A 16,165-nucleotide genomic window follows, 5' to 3' on the forward strand; every position below is an offset into this window, starting at 1 on the left:
GTGGGCGTATCGCGAGGCGCGGCGGGCATCGGCAGGCGCCGTGGCCGCCACGACCGCCCCGCCGACCTGCCAACCGCAGAGCTGGTGGCGGAGTCGCGCGGAACGGGTGCGCGGCCCCGTGGCCCACGCACCCGTCCACACCGGAGGCCCGTCACTCGCCCGGCAGTTCCCCGCCGTCCTGCGTGCCGGTGCGGTCCGCGCCCTCGTCGGTCGGCTGGCCGGCCGTCCCGCCGTCGGCCCGGCGCTCCAGCACGCCCCGGTTGAGGTGCAGCTCGATCATGTCGAACAGGACCTCGCGGGCCTTGATGTCGCCGGACCGGATGGTCTCGCCGTCGGCGCGGGCGACCACCGCGTACGCCAGGTAGTGGCCGCGCACCTGCCAGCCGACCCGGGCCGGCGCGGTGGCGACGGCCTCGCTGTCGTCGTCGGCCGCCATGCCCCGGAACCGACCCTGCCGCTCGTCGAGCATGAGCCGGATCCGGTCGCGGGCGCGCTCGGCGTTGGCCCGGTCGGTCAGGTTGAACAGGCCGGTGGTGACCAGGAGGTCGCCGTCGGGCGTCCGCAGCGTGGCGCGGACCACCTGGTTGCAGCCGAGGCGGACCAGCAGGTCGGCGACCTCCCCGGTGGCCGCCACCGCGCAGCTCGCGCTGGAGTGGGTCTTCAGCACCCGGTAGGCGGGTTGCCCGTCGGCGACGACGAGCTGCTTGCCGGGGAAGACCTCCTTGGCGGTCAGCGGGGCCTGGTCGGTGTCGCGGGAGTCGAGGTCGTGCGCCTCGGCCCCGGCCGACTCGGCGACCTCGGGCCGGCCGGTGGACGTGGCCTGCGGGGACTGGTCGCGCTCGTCGAGCAGGGCGGCGGCGGCGAGGCCGCAGAGCGCGAGCAGCACGAGCACGGCCGCGCCGCCGACCAGCACCTGCCACAGCCGCCCGCCGCCGCGCCGGGGCGGCGGCGGCCCGGCCGGCGCGGTCGCCTCGACAGTCGCGGGCGGCTCGACCGGTGGCGGGGACTGGACCTGCGTGTACGGCTGGGGTGACGACGGCGGCTGCGCGTGCGGCGGGGGCGACGCCGGTGCCGCCGCGCGGACGGGCTCCGGCTCGGCGGAGGGCAGCACGACCCGGTTGGCCCGCGGCAGCGACGGCGTCGGGAAGCGGGACGGGGAGGGGCCGGCCGGGGGAGGCGGACCGGCACCGAGCACCGACCGGTCGGACCCGGGCTCCGGGTACTCCATGAATGCGTCCTCATCGGACTCGTACCGATACACCATGTCGCCCAGAGTAGGAGGCATTGTCCCTTTAGGGGGTAATAATTGGAAATTGTCGGCCGGGTCGTTTCGTGTCGTGCTGCGCCCCGCGCCCCGGACCCGGGCCGGCCGGGCGCGACGGCGGTGCGAGAATTGCCGGCGTGACCGGCGACCACTACTTCACCGCTGAGCCCGCGACGGCCGCCCACCCGCGCGAGGTCGAGTTCTCCGTCGCCGGCCGCGACTACACCCTGACCTCCGCCGGCGGGGTGTTCTCCGCAGCCCGCCTCGACCCCGGCACGGCGGTGCTGCTGCGCAAGGCGGAACTGCCGCCCGCCGGCACCACGGGCGCGCTGCTCGACCTGGGCTGCGGCTTCGGGCCGATCACCTGCGTGCTGGCCAGCTCGGCACCCACGGCGACCGTGTGGGCCGTCGACGTCAACGAGCGGGCCCGCGAGCTGACCGCGGGCAACGCGGCGCGGGTCGGCGCGGCCGACCGGGTGCGCGTCGCCGCACCGGACGACGTGCCCGCCGACGTCACGTTCGCCCAGCTCTGGTCCAACCCGCCGATCCGGGTCGGCAAGGACGAGCTGCACCGGATGCTCCTGCGCTGGCTGCCCCGCCTCGCCCCCGACGGCGTGGCCTGGCTGGTCGTCGCCCGCCACCTGGGCGGCGACTCGCTGCACCGCTGGCTGGTCGAGCAGGGCTGGCAGGTCGAGCGGCACGCCAGCCAGAAGGGCTACCGGGTCCTCCGCGTCACCCGGTAATTGGCTGGGCCGCACGACGGGTGCTCGGGCAGGATGCCGACGTGGGATACGTGGACGTGGCAGCGGTCGGGCACCTCCTCCCCGACGGTCGGGAGCTCTTCGCCGACGTGTCGTTCCGGGTCGGTGAGGGCGCCAAGGTGGCCCTCGTCGGGCCGAACGGCGCCGGCAAGACGACCCTGCTGCGCATGGTCGCCGGCGACCTGCCGGTGAAGACGGGCGCGATCGCGCGGGCCGGCGGGCTCGGCGTCATGCGCCAGTTCATCGGCATGATCGGCGACGAGTCCACGCTGGCCGACCTCGCGTTGTCGCTGGCCCCGCCGGCGCTGCGCGACGCCGGCCGCCGGCTCGCCGCGACCGAGGCGGCCATGCGGGCGGCCGAGGTGCGCGGCAAGTACAGCACCGCCGCCGGCAAGGCCCAGCTGGCGTACGCGGACGCGCTCGCGGCCTGGGGCGAGGTCGGCGGGTACGACGCCGAGGTGCTCTTCGACACCGTCGCCACGATCGTGCTCGACCTGCCGTGGGACGCCGCCCGGGAACGTCCGGTGCGGACCCTCTCCGGCGGCCAGCAGAAACGATTCGCCCTCGAACTGCTGCTGCGCGGCCCCGACGAGGTGCTGCTCCTCGACGAGCCGGACAACTTCCTCGACGTGCCCGGCAAGCGGTGGCTGGAGGGGCGGCTGCGGGAGTCCGGCAAGTCGGTGCTCTACGTCTCGCACGACCGGGAACTCCTCGCCCACACCGCCGACCGGGTGGTCGCCGTCGAGGGCGGCAGCGCCTGGGTGCACCCGAGCGGCTTCGCGAGCTGGCACTCCGCCCGGGTGGCCCGGCACGCCCGCCTCGACGAGCTGCGCAAACGCTGGGACGAGGAACACCAGAAGCTGCGCGAGCTGATGCTGATGTACAAGCAGAAGGCCGCGTACAACGACGGGATGGCCTCGCGCTACCAGGCCGCGCAGACCCGGCTGCGCAAGTTCGAGGAGGCCGGGCCGCCGCCCGTACCCCCGAAGGACCAGGACATCCGGATGCGGCTGACCGGCGGGCGGACCGGCAAGCGCGCGGTGGTCTGCGAGCAGCTCGAACTCGACGGCCTGACCTACCCGTTCGACCTGGAGATCTGGTACGGCGACCGGGTCGCCGTGCTCGGCGCCAACGGCACCGGCAAGTCGCACTTCCTGCGGCTGCTGGCCCGGGGCGGCACCGACCCCGACCCCGCCAACGGCCCGGTCGACGGGGCGGCGGCGCTGGCGCCGGTGGCCCACGCCGGGGTGGCCCGGCTCGGCGCGCGGGTGCGCCCCGGGCACTTCTCGCAGACCCACGACCGGCCGGAGCTGATGGCGAAGACCCTCGTCGAGATCCTCTGGCGGGGCGACGACCACCGGGCCGGCATGGACCGGCACGCGGCGATGGCGGCACTGAGCCGGTACGAGCTGGCCGGGCAGGGCGACCAGCGCTTCGGCACCCTCTCCGGCGGGCAGCAGGCACGCTTCCTGGTGCTGCTGCTGGAGCTGTCCGGCGCGACGCTCCTGCTGCTCGACGAGCCCACCGACAACCTCGACCTGGCCTCCGCCGAGGCGCTGGAGGCCGGGCTGAACGCGTTCGAGGGGACCGTGGTGGCGGTGACCCACGACCGCTGGTTCACCCGGTCGTTCGACCGGTTCGTGCTCTTCCGCGGCGACAACGAGGTGGTGGAGACCCCCGAACCGGTCTGGGACGTGGCGTGATCCCCGCCGGCCTCGCCGACCGCCTGTGCGCGGTCGACGGGGTCGTCGCCGTCGCGCTCGGCGGCAGCCGGGCCCGGGGCGAGCATCGGCCCGACTCCGACTGGGACCTCGGCCTCTACTACCGGGGCGAGCTGGACGTGGCGGGGCTGCGGGCCGTCGCCGCGGCGGTCGCCGACGAGGGGGTCGAGCTGACCCCGCCCGGTGGCTGGGGGCCGTGGATCGACGGCGGCGGATGGCTGCGCGTCGGCGGGGCGGCGGTCGACTGGATCTACCGGGACCTCGACCGGGTGCACCGGATCTGGGCGGACTGCCGGGCCGGCCGCTACGAGGTCGGCGTGCAGGCCGGGCATCCGCTCGGTTTCTACTCGTGCGCCTACGCCGGGGAGGTGGCGTTCTGCCGCGTGCTCGCCGACCCGACGGGCGAGCTGACCGCGCTGCGGAAGGAGACGCTCCGCTACCCGCCAGCCCTGGCCGGGGCCCTGGTCGACGGCGGCTGGGAGGCCCGGCTGCTGCTCGACGGCGCCGGCAAGGCGACGTCCGCCGGCGACAGCGGTTACGTGGCCGGCTGCCTGTTCCGGGTGGTCGGGGTGCTCGCCCAGGTGCTGCACGCCCGGGCCGGGCGGTGGCTGGTCAACGAGAAGGGCATGCTCGCCTCCGCCGGGCGGTTGCCGGACGCCCCGCCCGACTTCGCCCGGCGGGCGCAGGCGCTGCTCGCGGCGGTCGGGCGGACGCCGGACGAACTGGCCGCCACGCTCGCGGACGCCCGCCGCCTCACCGCCGACGTGCTCGGCTGACCGGGGCGGGCGGGTTTCGCGCTCGTCGGCGTGCGGCTTGTGGCCGGCATAGGGTTGATCTCGTGACTGAGATGACCTATCGCCGGCTGGGCGACTCCGGGCTCGTGGTGTCCGTGGTCGGCATCGGCTGCAACAACTTCGGCCGCAAGCTGGACCTCGACGGCACCCGGGCGGTGGTCGACGCCGCGCTCGACGTCGGGATCAACTTCTTCGACACCGCCGACATCTACGGCGAGCCGCAGGGCGGCTCCGAGGAACTGCTCGGCCAGGCTCTCAAGGGCCGCCGCGACGACGTGGTGGTGGCCACCAAGTTCGGCATGGACATGCACGGGCTCAACGGCCCCGACTTCGGCGCTCGGGGCGCGCGACGCTACATCGCCCGCGCGGTCGAGGCGTCGCTGCGCAGGCTCGGCACCGACCACATCGACCTGTACCAGATGCACGAGCCGGACCCGGGCACCCCGATCGACGAGACCCTCGCCGCGCTCGACGACCTGGTGCGCGCCGGCAAGGTGCGCTACCTGGGCAACTCCAACTTCGCCGGGTGGCAGATCGCCGACGCCGACTGGGTGGCGTCGTCCAACGGCCGGTCGCGGTTCATCAGCGCCCAGAACCACTACAGCCTCCTGGAACGCTCCGTCGAGACCGAGGTGGTGCCGGCCTGCGAGCGGTTCGGTCTCGGGCTGCTGCCGTTCTTCCCGCTGGCCAACGGGCTGCTCACCGGGAAGTACAGGCGCGACCAGGCCCCGCCCGCCGGCAGCCGCCTCGCCGGTGGCGGCCGGTACGCCCAGCGCCTCGCCGCCGCCGACTGGGACCTCATCGAGGCCATCGAGGCGTACGCGGACGAGCGGGGCCTGTCGATGCTCCAGGTGGCGATCGGCGGGCTGGCCGCCCAGCCGGCGGTCACCTCGGTGATCGCCGGCGCCACCACGCCGGAGCAGGTGCGGGCCAACGCCGAGGCGGGTGCCTGGCAGCCCACCGACGAGGATCTCGACGCCCTCCGCGCGGTCCTCTGAGCCCTCACCCTCCCCCGCCCGAGCTGCCACGGGTGGAACACCACGGACCCTTCCGACCCCGGGAGACGCGCTTGGTGTTCCACCCGTCGCTGCCGGGCCGAAACGCGCAGCATGGCGCGGGTCAGGAGGCCGTCGGCGACGGCGACGCTGCCCGGAACGGCAGGAAGGCCAGGCGCGGCGGAACCCGGGCGGCGGAGGGCATCCGGACAGCATGTCGGGGGCGGGCGGTCACCCGCTGCCCCGACCGTCGCGATCGGGCGGTCGATGTGAAATCCGCATCCCGACCTTGGCGGATCCGGCGATCCGTCGTACGGTGACACCCGCAAGTGACCCACGGGAGCCCGGTGGACCGGGCTGAGAGGGGGGCTGTGAGCCCCCGACCGTCGAACCTGATCCGGATAATGCCGGCGCAGGGAGGAGTGTTGCCGTGCCGTCCCTCGGGCGACTGCATCTGATCACCGACACCCGACCCGGGCGTGACCCGCTGGCCGTGCTGCGGGCCGCCCTGCCGGTGGCCCGTGACGAACTGGTCGTGCAGGTCCGCGTGGAGGACGACGCCACCGACCGGGAGGCGTACGAGCTGGCCAGCCGGGTGGTCGCGCTCTGTGCGCCGTACGGCGCCACCTGCCTGGTCAACGACCGGTTGCACGTGGCGCTGGCGGTGGGCGCCGCAGGCGGGCACGTCGGCGCGGACGACCTGCCGGTCGGGGCGGCCCGCCGGGTGCTCGGCGCCACCGCCGTGCTCGGCGCCACCGCCCGCGAACCGGGAACGGCCGCCGAGGCGGTCGCCGCCGGGGCCAGCTACCTGGGCGTGGGCCCCTGCCACGCCACCAGCACCAAGACCGGGCTGCCGGCACCGATCGGCCCGGCCGGGGTGCGCGCCGTCGCCGAGGCCGTGGACGTGCCGGTCGTCGCGATAGGCGGCGTGACCGCCGCCAACGCGCCGGCGCTGCTGGCCGCCGGGGCGTACGGGGTGGCGGTGGTGGGGGCGCTCTCCGGGGCGGCCGATCCGGGCCGGGCGACGACGGAGCTGCTGGGAGCCCTGGGGTGCTGAGCCGGCCCGACGTCGCCGTGGTGGGGGCGGGACCGGTCGGGCTGGGAATCGCGTGGCGCTGCGCGGCGCGAGGGCTCCGCGTCGTCGTCCACGATCCCGCCCCGGGCTCCGGCGCGTCCCACGTCGCCGCCGGGATGCTCGCCCCGGTCGCCGAGGCGTACTTCGGGGAGCACGAGCTGACCGGGCTGCTGACGGCCTCCGCCGCCCGCTGGCCCGCCTTCGCCGCCGAGCTGACAGCCGCGACCGGCGCGGACATCGGCTACCGCACCGAGGGCACGCTGATGGTCGGGCTCACCGCCGACGACCTGGCGGAGGCGCGGCGGCTGTGGGCGTACCAGCAGGGTCTCGGACTGCCGGTGACGCCGCTGCGCCCCTCGGCGCTGCGGGACCGCGAGCCGGCGCTGGCCCCCCGGGTGCGCGGCGGCGCGCTCGCCGCCACCGACCACCAGGTCGACCCGCGTCGGCTCGTGCCGGCGCTGCGCACCGCCGCCGAGCGGGCCGGCGCCACGCTGCTGCCCACCGCCGTGCGGCGGCTGTCCGACGTGGACGCCCGCGTCACGGTGGTCGCGGCCGGCTGCGGCGCGGCGGCCCTGACCGGGTTGCCGGTGCGGCCGGTGAAGGGCCAGGTGCTGCGGCTCCGCGCGCCCGGCGGCGTCCCGCCGGGCTTCCGGCACGTCATCCGGGGGTACGCCGACGGCGAGCACGTCTATCTCGTGCCCCGCGAAGACGGGGAGGTGGTGGTGGGCGCGACCGTCGAGGAGCGCACCGACACCGACGTCTCCGCCGGGGCGGTGCTGCGCCTGCTCCGCGCCGCCGTCGACCTGCTGCCGGAGTTGGCCGAGTACGACCTCGTGGAGACGCTCGCCGGCCTGCGCCCCGGCACCCCGGACAACGCGCCGATCCTCGGCCCGCTGCCGGACCGGCCGGGCGTGCTCCTCGCGACCGGGCACCACCGGCACGGCATCGTGCTCACCCCCGTCACCGCCGACCTGATCGCCGACCTGGTCGTCACGGGCACGCCAGACCCGCTGCTCGCCCCCTTCACCCCCGCCCGGTTCCTGCCCCCGAACCCGGCCGGTCCGGTCGGCGTCACTGGGCCGGTCGGCGTCGCCGAGCTTGCCGAGAGCGCCGATTCTGCCGGCATCGCCGGTTCGGCCGCGACGGGCGGTTCGGCCGCGACCGCCGGTTCGGCCAGCGTCGTCCGGTCGGCCGCCGGTGTCGCGCCGGCCGTACCCGCAGTCGGCGGCCGGACCGGTCCCGGACCGTCCGCACCCGAGGAGGAGCACACGTGGAACTGACGGTGAACGGCACCGGGCGCAGCGTGCCCGGCGGCTCGACCGTGGCGGACGTGGTCCGCGCGGTCACCGACCAGCAGCGCGGCCTCGCCGTCGCGGTCAACGGGGAGGTCGTGCCGCGTACCGGCTGGCCGGCGACCGTGCTGCGCGACGGCGACCGCGTCGAGGTGCTCAGCGCCGCCCAGGGCGGGTGACGGGGTGAGCTTCGACGTGGGCGGCGTGAGCTTCACGTCCCGGCTGATCCTCGGCACCGGTGGCGCGGCCAACCTGCGGGTGCTGGAGGACGCCATCCGCGCCTCCGGCACCGAGCTTGTCACCCTGGCCCTGCGCCGGGTGGACACCGCCCCCGGCACCGCCGGCGGCCTGCTGGACCTGCTGGACCGCTGCGGCGTACGGCTGCTGCCGAACACCGCAGGCTGCTACACGGCGGGCGAGGCGGTCAAGGTGGCGCACCTGGCCCGGGAGGCGTTCGGCACCGACTGGGTGAAGCTGGAGGTGATCGGCGACGAGCGCACGCTGCTGCCCGACGGGGTGGAGCTGCTGCGCGCTGCCGAGGAACTCGTCGACGACGGCTTCGTGGTGCTGCCGTACACCTCCGACGACCCGATTCTCGCGCGGCGGCTGGCCGACGTCGGCTGCGCGGCGGTGATGCCGGCGGGCGCGCCCATCGGCTCCGGCCTGGGCGTGTCGAACCCGCACCACATCCGGCTGATCCGGCAGAGCGTCGACGTGCCGGTGATCCTGGACGCCGGCATCGGCACCGCCTCCGACGCGGCGCTGGCGATGGAGCTGGGCTGCGACGCGGTGCTGCTCGCCAGCGCGGTCACCCGCGCCGCCGACCCGGTGGCGATGGCCACCGCGATGCGGCACGCGGTCGAGGCGGGGCGACTCGCTCACGGGGCGGGCCGGATCGCCCGCCGCTTCCACGCCCTCGCCTCCACCCCCGACGAGGGACGGCCCGACCTGTGACCCGCCCCGCCCCCACCGCCCCGCCCCGGGCTGCGGCCCCGCCCCCGGCTGCGGCGCCGGCTGCGGCTGCGGCGCCGGCTGCGGCTTCAGATCTTGGTACCGAAGGGTCCCTGGAGGGGCAGTTTCCTACCAAGATCTCCTGTGCGCCGTCCGGGGTCGTGCTGCTGACCGACCGGTGGCAGGCGCGGCGGCCGTTGGTCGAGGTGGTGGCCGGGGCGGTGGCCGGCGGCGTGCGCTGGGTGGTGCTGCGGGAGAAGGACCTGCCCCGGGCCGAGCGCGCCGCCCTCGCCGCCGAACTGCGCGCGATCCTCGCCGAGGCGGGCGGCACCCTGATCGTCGCCGGCCCCGATCCGCTCGGCGGCGACGCGGTGCACCTGCCCTCCGCCGGTCCGTACCCGCCGCCGAGGCTCGGCCTGGTCGGCCGCTCCTGCCACGACCGGGCCGAGCTGGCTCGGCTCACCACGGAGGACTACGCGACCCTCTCACCCGTCTATCCGACCAGCACCAAACCCGGCTACGGCCCACCCCTGCGCCCGGACGGTCTCGGCGAGCTGATCCGGCACAGCCCTGTGCCGATCCTGGCGCTCGGCGGAGTGCAGAGCCCGGACCAGGTGGCCGCCTGCGTCGAGGCGGGAGCCGTCGGCGTGGCGGTGCTCGGTGCGATCATGCGCGCCGACGACCCCGAGGCGGCAGCAGCCGCCCTCACGGCAGCCGCTCCGACGGTAACCACCCAAACGGCCGCCCCGAAGGCGGTCGCCCTCACAACAGCCGCTGCCCCGGCGGACCGGACCCGGCACGGCAGCACAGATCCCGCCGGGACGACGCGCAGCCGGCACGACCGGACGGAGGTCTCCGCGACGGGGCTGCGGCCGACCGTGCCCGCGGAGGGATCAAGCCTGACCGCCCGGAGTGGGCACGGTCGGCCGCAGCCCCAAACTGTCACGGCCACGCAGGCCCGGACCGAGCTCCCGTCCGGCACCACGGAAGAGGAACGATGACCCCGACGACCGTGCTCACCATTGCCGGCTCCGACTCCGGCGCCGGTGCCGGCATCCAGGCGGACCTCAAGGTCTTCGCGGCCCTCGGCGCGTACGGCACCAGCGTGCTCACAGCGGTCACCGCGCAGAACACGCGCGGCGTAGACGCCGTCCTGCCGTTGCCGCCCCGCACGGTCACCGAGCAGCTCGACAGCGTGCTCGCCGACTTCAGCGTCCGAGCCGCCAAGACGGGCATGCTCGGCACCCCGGCGATCGCCGACGCGGTGGCCGACGCCGCGCAGGACGGGCGGCTGCCGCACCTCGTCGTCGACCCGGTGCTCGTCGCCACCAGCGGGCACCGGCTGGGCGTGGTCGCCGCGGTCGAGCGGCTGCTGCCGTACGCCCGGGTGGCGACGCCGAACTGCGCGGAGGCCGCGGCCATCACCGGGCGGCCGGTGACCACGGTCGAGGAGATGGTGACCGCAGCCGAGGCGCTCGCCGCCGGCGGGTCGGAGCACGTCGTGGTGACCGGCGGCGACGTGGACTCCGACGGCGAGGCGGTCGACGTGCTGCACGGCGACGGGGTCACCACGCTGCTCCGCGCGCCCCGGGTCGCCACCCGGCACAACCACGGCACGGGGTGCTCGTTCTCGGCGGCGATCGCCGTCCGGCTGGCCCTCGGCGACCCGGTGCCGACGGCGGTCGCCGCCGCCAAGGAGTACGTCTTCCGCGCGCTGACCGGCGCGCGGAACTGGGAGCTGGGCGCGGGACGCGGCCCGCTGGACCACTTCGGCTGGTCCGCTTGATCACCAGGGAGGCTGTCATGCAGGCACGTCGCAAGGTGTACGTGGAGGGGTCCCGGCCGGACGTGCGGGTGCCGTTCGCCGAGGTGGAACTGACCGGCGACAACCCGCCGCTGCGGCTCTACGACACCTCCGGGCCCGGCTCCGAGCCGGAGGTGGGTCTCCCGCCGCTGCGCGGGGCGTGGATCGCCGAGCGCGGCGACGTGGCCCCCGTCCGGGGCGCGGGCACCCCGCTCGCCGGCGCCGACGGGCGGCGTCCCACCCAGCTCGCGTACGCGCGGGCGGGCGTGGTGACGCCGGAGATGGAGTTCGTGGCGATCCGGGAGGGCATGGCGCCGGAGTTCGTCCGGGACGAGATCGCCGCCGGGCGGGCGGTGCTGCCGCTCAACGTCAACCACCCCGAGTGCGAGCCGGCGATCATCGGCAAGGCGTTCCTGGTGAAGGTCAACGCCAACATCGGCACGTCGGCGGTCACCTCGTCGGTCGCCGAGGAGGTGGAGAAGCTGACCTGGGCGACCCGGTGGGGCGCGGACACCGTGATGGACCTGTCGACGGGAAAGCGGATCCACGAGACGCGCGAGGCGATCGTGCGGAACTCGCCGGTGCCGATCGGCACCGTGCCGATCTACCAGGCGTTGGAGAAGGTCGGCGGCGACCCGGTGAAGTTGAGCTGGGAGGTGTTCCGGGAGACCGTGATCGAGCAGGCCGAGCAGGGCGTCGACTACATGACGGTGCACGCCGGGGTGCTGCTGCCGTACGTGCCGCTGGCGGTCGACCGGGTGACCGGCATCGTGTCGCGGGGCGGCTCGATCATGGCGGCCTGGTGCCTGGCGCACCACGAGGAGAACTTCCTCTACACGAACTTCCGGGAGCTGTGCGAGATCCTGGCCCGCTACGACGTGACGTTCTCGCTCGGCGACGGGCTGCGCCCCGGCTCGATCGCGGACGCCAACGACGAGGCGCAGTTCGCCGAGCTGCGCACCCTGGGCGAGCTGACGAAGGTCGCCTGGGAGTACGACGTCCAGGTGATGATCGAGGGCCCCGGTCACGTGCCGATGCACAAGATCAAGGAGAACGTGGACCTCCAGCAGGAGTGGTGCCACGAGGCGCCGTTCTACACGCTCGGCCCGCTGACCACGGACATCGCCCCCGCGTACGACCACATCACGTCGGCGATCGGCGCCGCGATGATCGGCATGTTCGGCACCGCCATGCTCTGCTACGTGACCCCGAAGGAGCACCTGGGCCTGCCGGACCGCGACGACGTCAAGGCCGGCGTGATCGCGTACAAGATCGCGGCGCACGCGGCCGACCTGGCCAAGGGGCACCCCGGGGCGCAGGCGTGGGACGACGCGCTGTCCAAGGCGCGGTTCGAGTTCCGCTGGGAGGACCAGTTCAACCTGTCGCTGGACCCGGAGACCGCGCGCTCGTACCACGACGCGACCCTGCCGGCGGAGCCGGCGAAGACCGCCCACTTCTGCTCGATGTGCGGCCCGAAGTTCTGCTCCATGAAGATCACCCAGGAGCTGAAGGAGTACGCGGCGCGCGGCATGAGGGACAAGTCGGAGGAGTTCGTCTCCTCGGGCGGCCGGGTCTACCTGCCGCTGGCCTGACCGTGAGCGGCGGCCCGGCCCGCGCTGTCGGACGGGCCGCCGCGCGGGCCGGTGAGGGTGTCGGACCCGACGTCGGCCCTCCGGGTCAGTCGCGGTGGTGGCGGCCGGTGGAGCGCAACGACCGCCGGCCGCTCTCCTGGTCGGGCTCGTTGTCGGCGATCGGCTTGCCCAGCCCGGCGACCCAGTCCACGTACTCCTCGTCCTGGGCAGGCAGCGGCTCGGGATCCTGGCCCGCGGCGGCGTCCTCGGCCCGGGACCGGTTGCGCCGGAACAGTCCCAGTCGTGCTCGGATCCCCCCGCCGGACTGGTCGGACGCGCCGGCCGCCGCCTCGCGCTCGACCGGCACGTCGGGCGCCTCGGTGGCCGCCGTGCCGTTGCCGAGGGCGGCGTCGACCGGTGCCGGCGCGGGGCCGCCGCGTCGGGCGGTGGCGAGGGCGTCCCAGTTCGCCGCCCGGGCCAGGTCGGGCATCGGGGCCAGGTGCCGGGGCCGGGGCGCCGGATCGGGCGTGGGCTCCGCGTCGGCCGGGCCGGTCGTGTCGGCGGCGGTGTCCGGTCCGACCCGGGGAGTCGTCGGCCACGCCGAGGCGGGCCGCCAGGCCGGTCGGAGCGTGGCGGACGGTTCGCCGGGGGTGGCCCCGCCGACCGGGAAGAGCGGCGCCGGGCGGGGACCGACGCCGTCGGTCTCCGGCGAACCGTAGCTGTCCCCGGTCGCGGCGAAACCGGCGTCTGCCGGTGGTACGGCGGCGGCGGAGTGGGCGGTCACCGGGGTGTCGGTGGCGGCGGGGGAGTGGGTCGGCACCGGGGTGTCGGCGGCGGGGGAGGCGGTGGCCGCAGAGGGCTCGGCGGCCGTCGGCGTTTCGCCGTGCAGGTCACGGTCCGCTGTGGGGGAGCCGGCGGTGGGTACCGGGTCCGTGCTGTCCGTCGAGGCGGTCGCCGGCTGCCGCGTCGCGCGGGTCTTGCGGGCGCGGCGGGGCTTGGGCGCGGGCGAGCCGGCCGGCTGCCCGGTGGGCGCGGCGCCCTCATCGGCGGCCGGCGGCTGCTCGTCGGCCTGGGACGTGGCCGCCGGCCGCTCGCCGTCGGGGGTGCCCGGCGACGGCCCGCCCGCGTCGGGGGCGGTCGCCGGCTCGGCCCGCCCGGGCGTGGCCGGCCTTCGTCCGCCGACCTGCGGTGTGGTCGAGGGCCGGACACCGGCGTCCGGTGTGGCCGGGGGCTGGCTGTTGGCGTCCGGCGTGGTCGGGGGCCGGACACCGGCGTCCGGTGTGGTCGAGGGCTGGGCGGCGGCGTCCGGGGTGGCCGGGGGCCGGGCGGCGGCGTCCGGTGTGGCCGGGGGCAGCACGTCGGCGTCGAGGCGGAGCAGGGTGTCGTCCCGGCCGCCGGGCGCCCTGGCCTCGGCCCGGGCCGGCGACCCGCCCGGGCGCGCGGTGGTGGCGGCTGGTCCGGTCGGGCGCGCGGGGTCGGTGGTGGCCGGCGATCCGGTCGGGCGCGCCGCGTCGGTGGTGGCGGGTGTCGTCGAGGTGGTGCTGCCGTCGGCGGGCCAGTCCCAGTGCGCCGGGGTGGCCCGGGGCGACCCGTCGTCGGCGGAGCCCGCACCCGCGGGTCGGTCGGTGGCGGCGAGCCCCGCGTCGGCCAGGTCGACAGTCGCCGGCTCGTCGGCCCCGGCCGGCTGCGGCAGCGCGGGACCGGCGGGCAGCGGGCGCAGGATGTCGGTCGGCTCGATGGCGCCGGTCGGGGCGGTGCGCGTGACGAGCGGCCAGCGCAGCAGCGTGGCGGCGGCCGAGCCGAGGGCACCGGCGGCCACCGCGAGCAGCGCCGCGTAGTAGGGCGTGAGCTGGTAGCGGTCGGCCGTGTCGCCAGGGCCGGCGGTCAGATAGGCGAACGCCACCAGCACCGGACCCGCCACCCCCGTGGCGCCGCTGACCAGCGGCGGGTGGCCGCGCCACCGCGCGGACCCGCCGGTCGCCGCGCCCGCGAGCAACGCCACCAGGGGCAGGATCACCAGGGCCAGCCGCTGGGCCGCGCCGGCGTCGAGCCAGGTGGGCTCCAGCACCCCGAGGCGTACGGTGGGCAGTTGGCCGGTCGACGCCAGCGACGGCGCCACCGACAGCAGCGCCAGCAACCAGACCACGCCCGCGACCGCCGCGAGGTTCCAGCCGACCGGCGGATGCAGGAGTACGGCGACCGCGGCGCCCGCGCCGGCCAGCGCGCCGAGGAGCGCGCAGATGCCGACGGCCCAGACCGGATCGACCGAGACGAGTTCGGCGGCCCGGGCGGGCTGCATGCACAGCGGCGCGACGACGGTGGCGCCCAGCGCGGCCGCGCCGGCGACGGCGAGGTGGCGGCCGGTGCTGGCCGGCAACCCGTCGCGGCGGGCCAGGCGCTCGGTGAGCACCGCACCGACCACGGCGGCGTTCGCCGCGAACCAGCCCGCCCAGACGAGCTGGGCCGGCCACTGGTTGACGGTGGCGCCGGTGAAGGTGCCGGTGAGCCGGACGATGCCGAAGCCGAACGCGACGCCGAGCTGACCGGCCCCGGCCAGCAGGCTCACCCCGAGCGCCGTGAGCAGCGGTCTGCCCCAGGTCCGATAGGCCATGTCCGGCACGTTACGCACCTGTTGGGCACGTCGCCACCGGCGCGCCGCGAGCGGTCCGGCCCGCCCGGCCAGCGGTTACTTCAGCTCGACCAGCCGCGCGAGGTACGTGGTGTCGCCGACGTTGGTGAGCATGTGCACGGCGCCCGGGTCCCGGTAGACCACTCCGCCGGTCGGCTCGTCGGCGTCGATGGTGGTGCCGTCGATCGTCTGCACGACGTTCTTCGCGCCCTGGACCGCCACCACGAGGTACGGATGGTCGTGCCGGTGCAGCGGCTGCCGCTCGCCCGGTTCGAGCCGGATGTGCCACACCCGGACCCGGTCGTTCTCGTACACGATCTCCTGGCCCACCGGGCCGAGTTCGGGCTGCGTGTCGGTCATGGGGTTCCGTCCAGTCGGGGAAGCACCTCGGTGGCGATGAGTTCCAGGTGGTCGAGGTCGGCGAGGTCGATCAGCCGCAGGTGCACCCGGGTGGCGCCGATCGCGGCGAACTCGCCGATCCGGTCGACGAGCTGCGCGGGCGAGCCGACCACCGGGTCCTCCGGCGGCAGCGCGCTCTTCACGTGCAGCGGGGCGGCCCGGCGCTGCGCCTCGGCGTCGGTGCGGCCGATCGCGACCACGATCCCGGCGGAGAGCGTCAGCGGGGCGCGCCCCGACTCCGTCCGGCCGGTCCGGTCGCAGGCCTCCCGCACCCGCGCGTACGCCTCGGCGGTCTCCTCGACGGTCTTGAACGGCATGTTGAACTCGTCGGCGTACCGGGCGGCGAGTTCGGGGGTGCGCTTCGGGCCGCGTCCGCCGACGATGACCGGCGGGCCGGGCACCTGCACCGGCTTCGGCAGGGCGGGGGCGTCGACCAGCCGGTAGTGGTCGCCGGTGAAGCTGTACGTCTCGCCGGGCGGGGTCCGCCACAGCCCGGTGATGACCTCGAGCTGCTCGGCCAGCCGGTCGAAGCGCTCGCCGACGCCGGGGAACGGGATGCCGTACGAGGTGTGCTCCCGCTCGTACCAGCCGGCACCGATGCCGAGCTCGACCCGGCCGCCGCTCATCTGGTCGACCTGGGCCACCATCACGGCGAGCGGGCCGGGCAGCCGGAAGGTGGCCGAGGTGACCAGGGTGCCGAGCCGGATCCGGGTGGTCTCGCGGGCCAGCGCGGCCAGCGTCAGCCAGGCGTCGGTCGGGCCGGGCAGCCCGGGTTCGTCGCCCATCGCCTGGTAGTGGTCGGCGCGGAGGAAGCCCTCGAAGCCGCCGGCCTCGACCAGCCGGGCGAAGCGGAGCTGGTCGTCGTAGCTCGCGCCCCGGTGCGGCTCCGTGAAGACGGTGACCCGCATG

General features: G+C 75.9%; 14 protein-coding genes, 1 pseudogene and 1 riboswitch. Of the genes and pseudogenes, 11 read left to right on the forward strand and 4 right to left on the reverse strand.

All coding sequences use genetic code 11. From position 1 onward, the window contains the following. Positions 1-151: 151 nt before the first annotated feature. Positions 152-1,264: a hypothetical protein gene (locus GA0070606_RS19820; RefSeq protein WP_176737370.1), complete on the reverse strand. Its 1,113-nt coding sequence runs from the start codon at positions 1,262-1,264 to the stop codon at positions 152-154. Positions 1,265-1,401: 137 nt separating this feature from the next. Between GA0070606_RS19820 and GA0070606_RS19825 the strand changes: the two genes are divergently transcribed. The 11 genes and pseudogenes from GA0070606_RS19825 to thiC all read left to right on the forward strand — a co-directional run bounded on the left by GA0070606_RS19825 (position 1,402) and on the right by thiC (position 12,249). Further along, a complete protein-coding gene (locus GA0070606_RS19825; RefSeq protein ID WP_091102616.1) occupies positions 1,402-2,007 on the forward strand; it encodes a class I SAM-dependent methyltransferase in 606 nt (201 codons plus the stop codon). 41 nt (positions 2,008-2,048) lie between these two features. Then, positions 2,049-3,728, forward strand: a complete 1,680-nt coding sequence (locus tag GA0070606_RS19830; protein ID WP_091107916.1) for an ABC-F family ATP-binding cassette domain-containing protein — start codon at positions 2,049-2,051, stop codon at positions 3,726-3,728. Then, a complete protein-coding gene (locus GA0070606_RS19835) occupies positions 3,725-4,522 on the forward strand; it encodes a nucleotidyltransferase domain-containing protein (protein WP_091102618.1) in 798 nt (265 codons plus the stop codon). The genes GA0070606_RS19830 and GA0070606_RS19835 overlap by 4 nt, the downstream gene beginning before the upstream one ends. A gap of 71 nt (positions 4,523-4,593) precedes the next feature. Beyond that, on the forward strand, positions 4,594-5,538 hold the full coding sequence (locus GA0070606_RS19840; protein ID WP_091102621.1) for an aldo/keto reductase: 945 nt from the start codon (positions 4,594-4,596) through the stop codon (positions 5,536-5,538). Positions 5,539-5,862: 324 nt separating this feature from the next. Further along, positions 5,863-5,971, forward strand: a riboswitch (TPP riboswitch). Further along, positions 5,966-6,592: a thiamine phosphate synthase gene (thiE, locus tag GA0070606_RS19845; protein WP_091102625.1), complete on the forward strand. Its 627-nt coding sequence runs from the start codon at positions 5,966-5,968 to the stop codon at positions 6,590-6,592. It overlaps the preceding riboswitch by 6 nt. Next, positions 6,586-7,890, forward strand: coding sequence for a glycine oxidase ThiO (gene thiO / locus GA0070606_RS19850; protein ID WP_091102628.1), 1,305 nt, complete (start codon positions 6,586-6,588; stop codon positions 7,888-7,890). Before thiE ends, thiO begins: the two co-directional genes overlap by 7 nt. Then, positions 7,881-8,081: a sulfur carrier protein ThiS gene (gene thiS / locus GA0070606_RS19855; RefSeq protein WP_091102631.1), complete on the forward strand. Its 201-nt coding sequence runs from the start codon at positions 7,881-7,883 to the stop codon at positions 8,079-8,081. The genes thiO and thiS overlap by 10 nt, the downstream gene beginning before the upstream one ends. A 4-nt stretch (positions 8,082-8,085) precedes the next feature. Further along, positions 8,086-8,856 (forward strand): thiazole synthase, encoded by a 771-nt coding sequence (locus tag GA0070606_RS19860; protein ID WP_091102635.1) that lies wholly within the window; start codon positions 8,086-8,088, stop codon positions 8,854-8,856. Between the two features lie 134 nt (positions 8,857-8,990). After that, positions 8,991-9,570: pseudogene (locus GA0070606_RS33410) on the forward strand (thiamine phosphate synthase); the annotation flags it as partial. 280 nt (positions 9,571-9,850) lie between these two features. After that, a complete protein-coding gene (thiD, locus tag GA0070606_RS19870; protein WP_091102640.1) occupies positions 9,851-10,639 on the forward strand; it encodes a bifunctional hydroxymethylpyrimidine kinase/phosphomethylpyrimidine kinase in 789 nt (262 codons plus the stop codon). A gap of 17 nt (positions 10,640-10,656) precedes the next feature. After that, the gene (thiC, locus tag GA0070606_RS19875) at positions 10,657-12,249 is read left to right on the forward strand and encodes a phosphomethylpyrimidine synthase ThiC (RefSeq protein ID WP_091102643.1); all 1,593 of its coding nucleotides are present in this window, start codon (positions 10,657-10,659) and stop codon (positions 12,247-12,249) included. 85 nt (positions 12,250-12,334) lie between these two features. Here the strand turns inward: thiC and GA0070606_RS19880 are convergent, their stop codons facing one another. The 3 genes from GA0070606_RS19880 to GA0070606_RS19890 all read right to left on the reverse strand — a co-directional run bounded on the left by GA0070606_RS19880 (position 12,335) and on the right by GA0070606_RS19890 (position 16,164). Beyond that, positions 12,335-14,839, reverse strand: coding sequence for a hypothetical protein (locus GA0070606_RS19880; RefSeq protein ID WP_091102646.1), 2,505 nt, complete (start codon positions 14,837-14,839; stop codon positions 12,335-12,337). 75 nt (positions 14,840-14,914) lie between these two features. Beyond that, entirely contained in the window at positions 14,915-15,217 is a 303-nt protein-coding gene (locus GA0070606_RS19885; protein ID WP_091102648.1) for a cupin domain-containing protein, read from the reverse strand. Further along, positions 15,214-16,164, reverse strand: a complete 951-nt coding sequence (locus tag GA0070606_RS19890; RefSeq protein ID WP_091102651.1) for an LLM class F420-dependent oxidoreductase — start codon at positions 16,162-16,164, stop codon at positions 15,214-15,216. The genes GA0070606_RS19885 and GA0070606_RS19890 overlap by 4 nt, the downstream gene beginning before the upstream one ends. Position 16,165: the final 1 nt, after the last annotated feature.

Origin of the sequence: Micromonospora citrea (assembly GCF_900090315.1) — a bacterium.
GTDB lineage: Bacteria > Actinomycetota > Actinomycetes > Mycobacteriales > Micromonosporaceae > Micromonospora > Micromonospora citrea.

Excerpts from the sequence above, each read along its gene's own strand:
- GA0070606_RS19890 (WP_091102651.1), bottom strand. The coding sequence starts at position 16,164 with ATGCGGGTCACCGTCTTCACGGAGCCGCACCGGGGCGCGAGCTACGAC.
- thiD (WP_091102640.1), top strand. The coding sequence starts at position 9,851 with ATGACCCCGACGACCGTGCTCACCATTGCCGGCTCCGACTCCGGCGCC.
- GA0070606_RS19880 (WP_091102646.1), bottom strand. The coding sequence starts at position 14,839 with ATGGCCTATCGGACCTGGGGCAGACCGCTGCTCACGGCGCTCGGGGTG.
- GA0070606_RS19885 (WP_091102648.1), bottom strand. The coding sequence starts at position 15,217 with ATGACCGACACGCAGCCCGAACTCGGCCCGGTGGGCCAGGAGATCGTG.
- thiC (WP_091102643.1), top strand. The coding sequence starts at position 10,657 with ATGCAGGCACGTCGCAAGGTGTACGTGGAGGGGTCCCGGCCGGACGTG.
- GA0070606_RS19820 (WP_176737370.1), bottom strand. The coding sequence starts at position 1,264 with ATGGTGTATCGGTACGAGTCCGATGAGGACGCATTCATGGAGTACCCG.
- GA0070606_RS19840 (WP_091102621.1), top strand. The coding sequence starts at position 4,594 with ATGACCTATCGCCGGCTGGGCGACTCCGGGCTCGTGGTGTCCGTGGTC.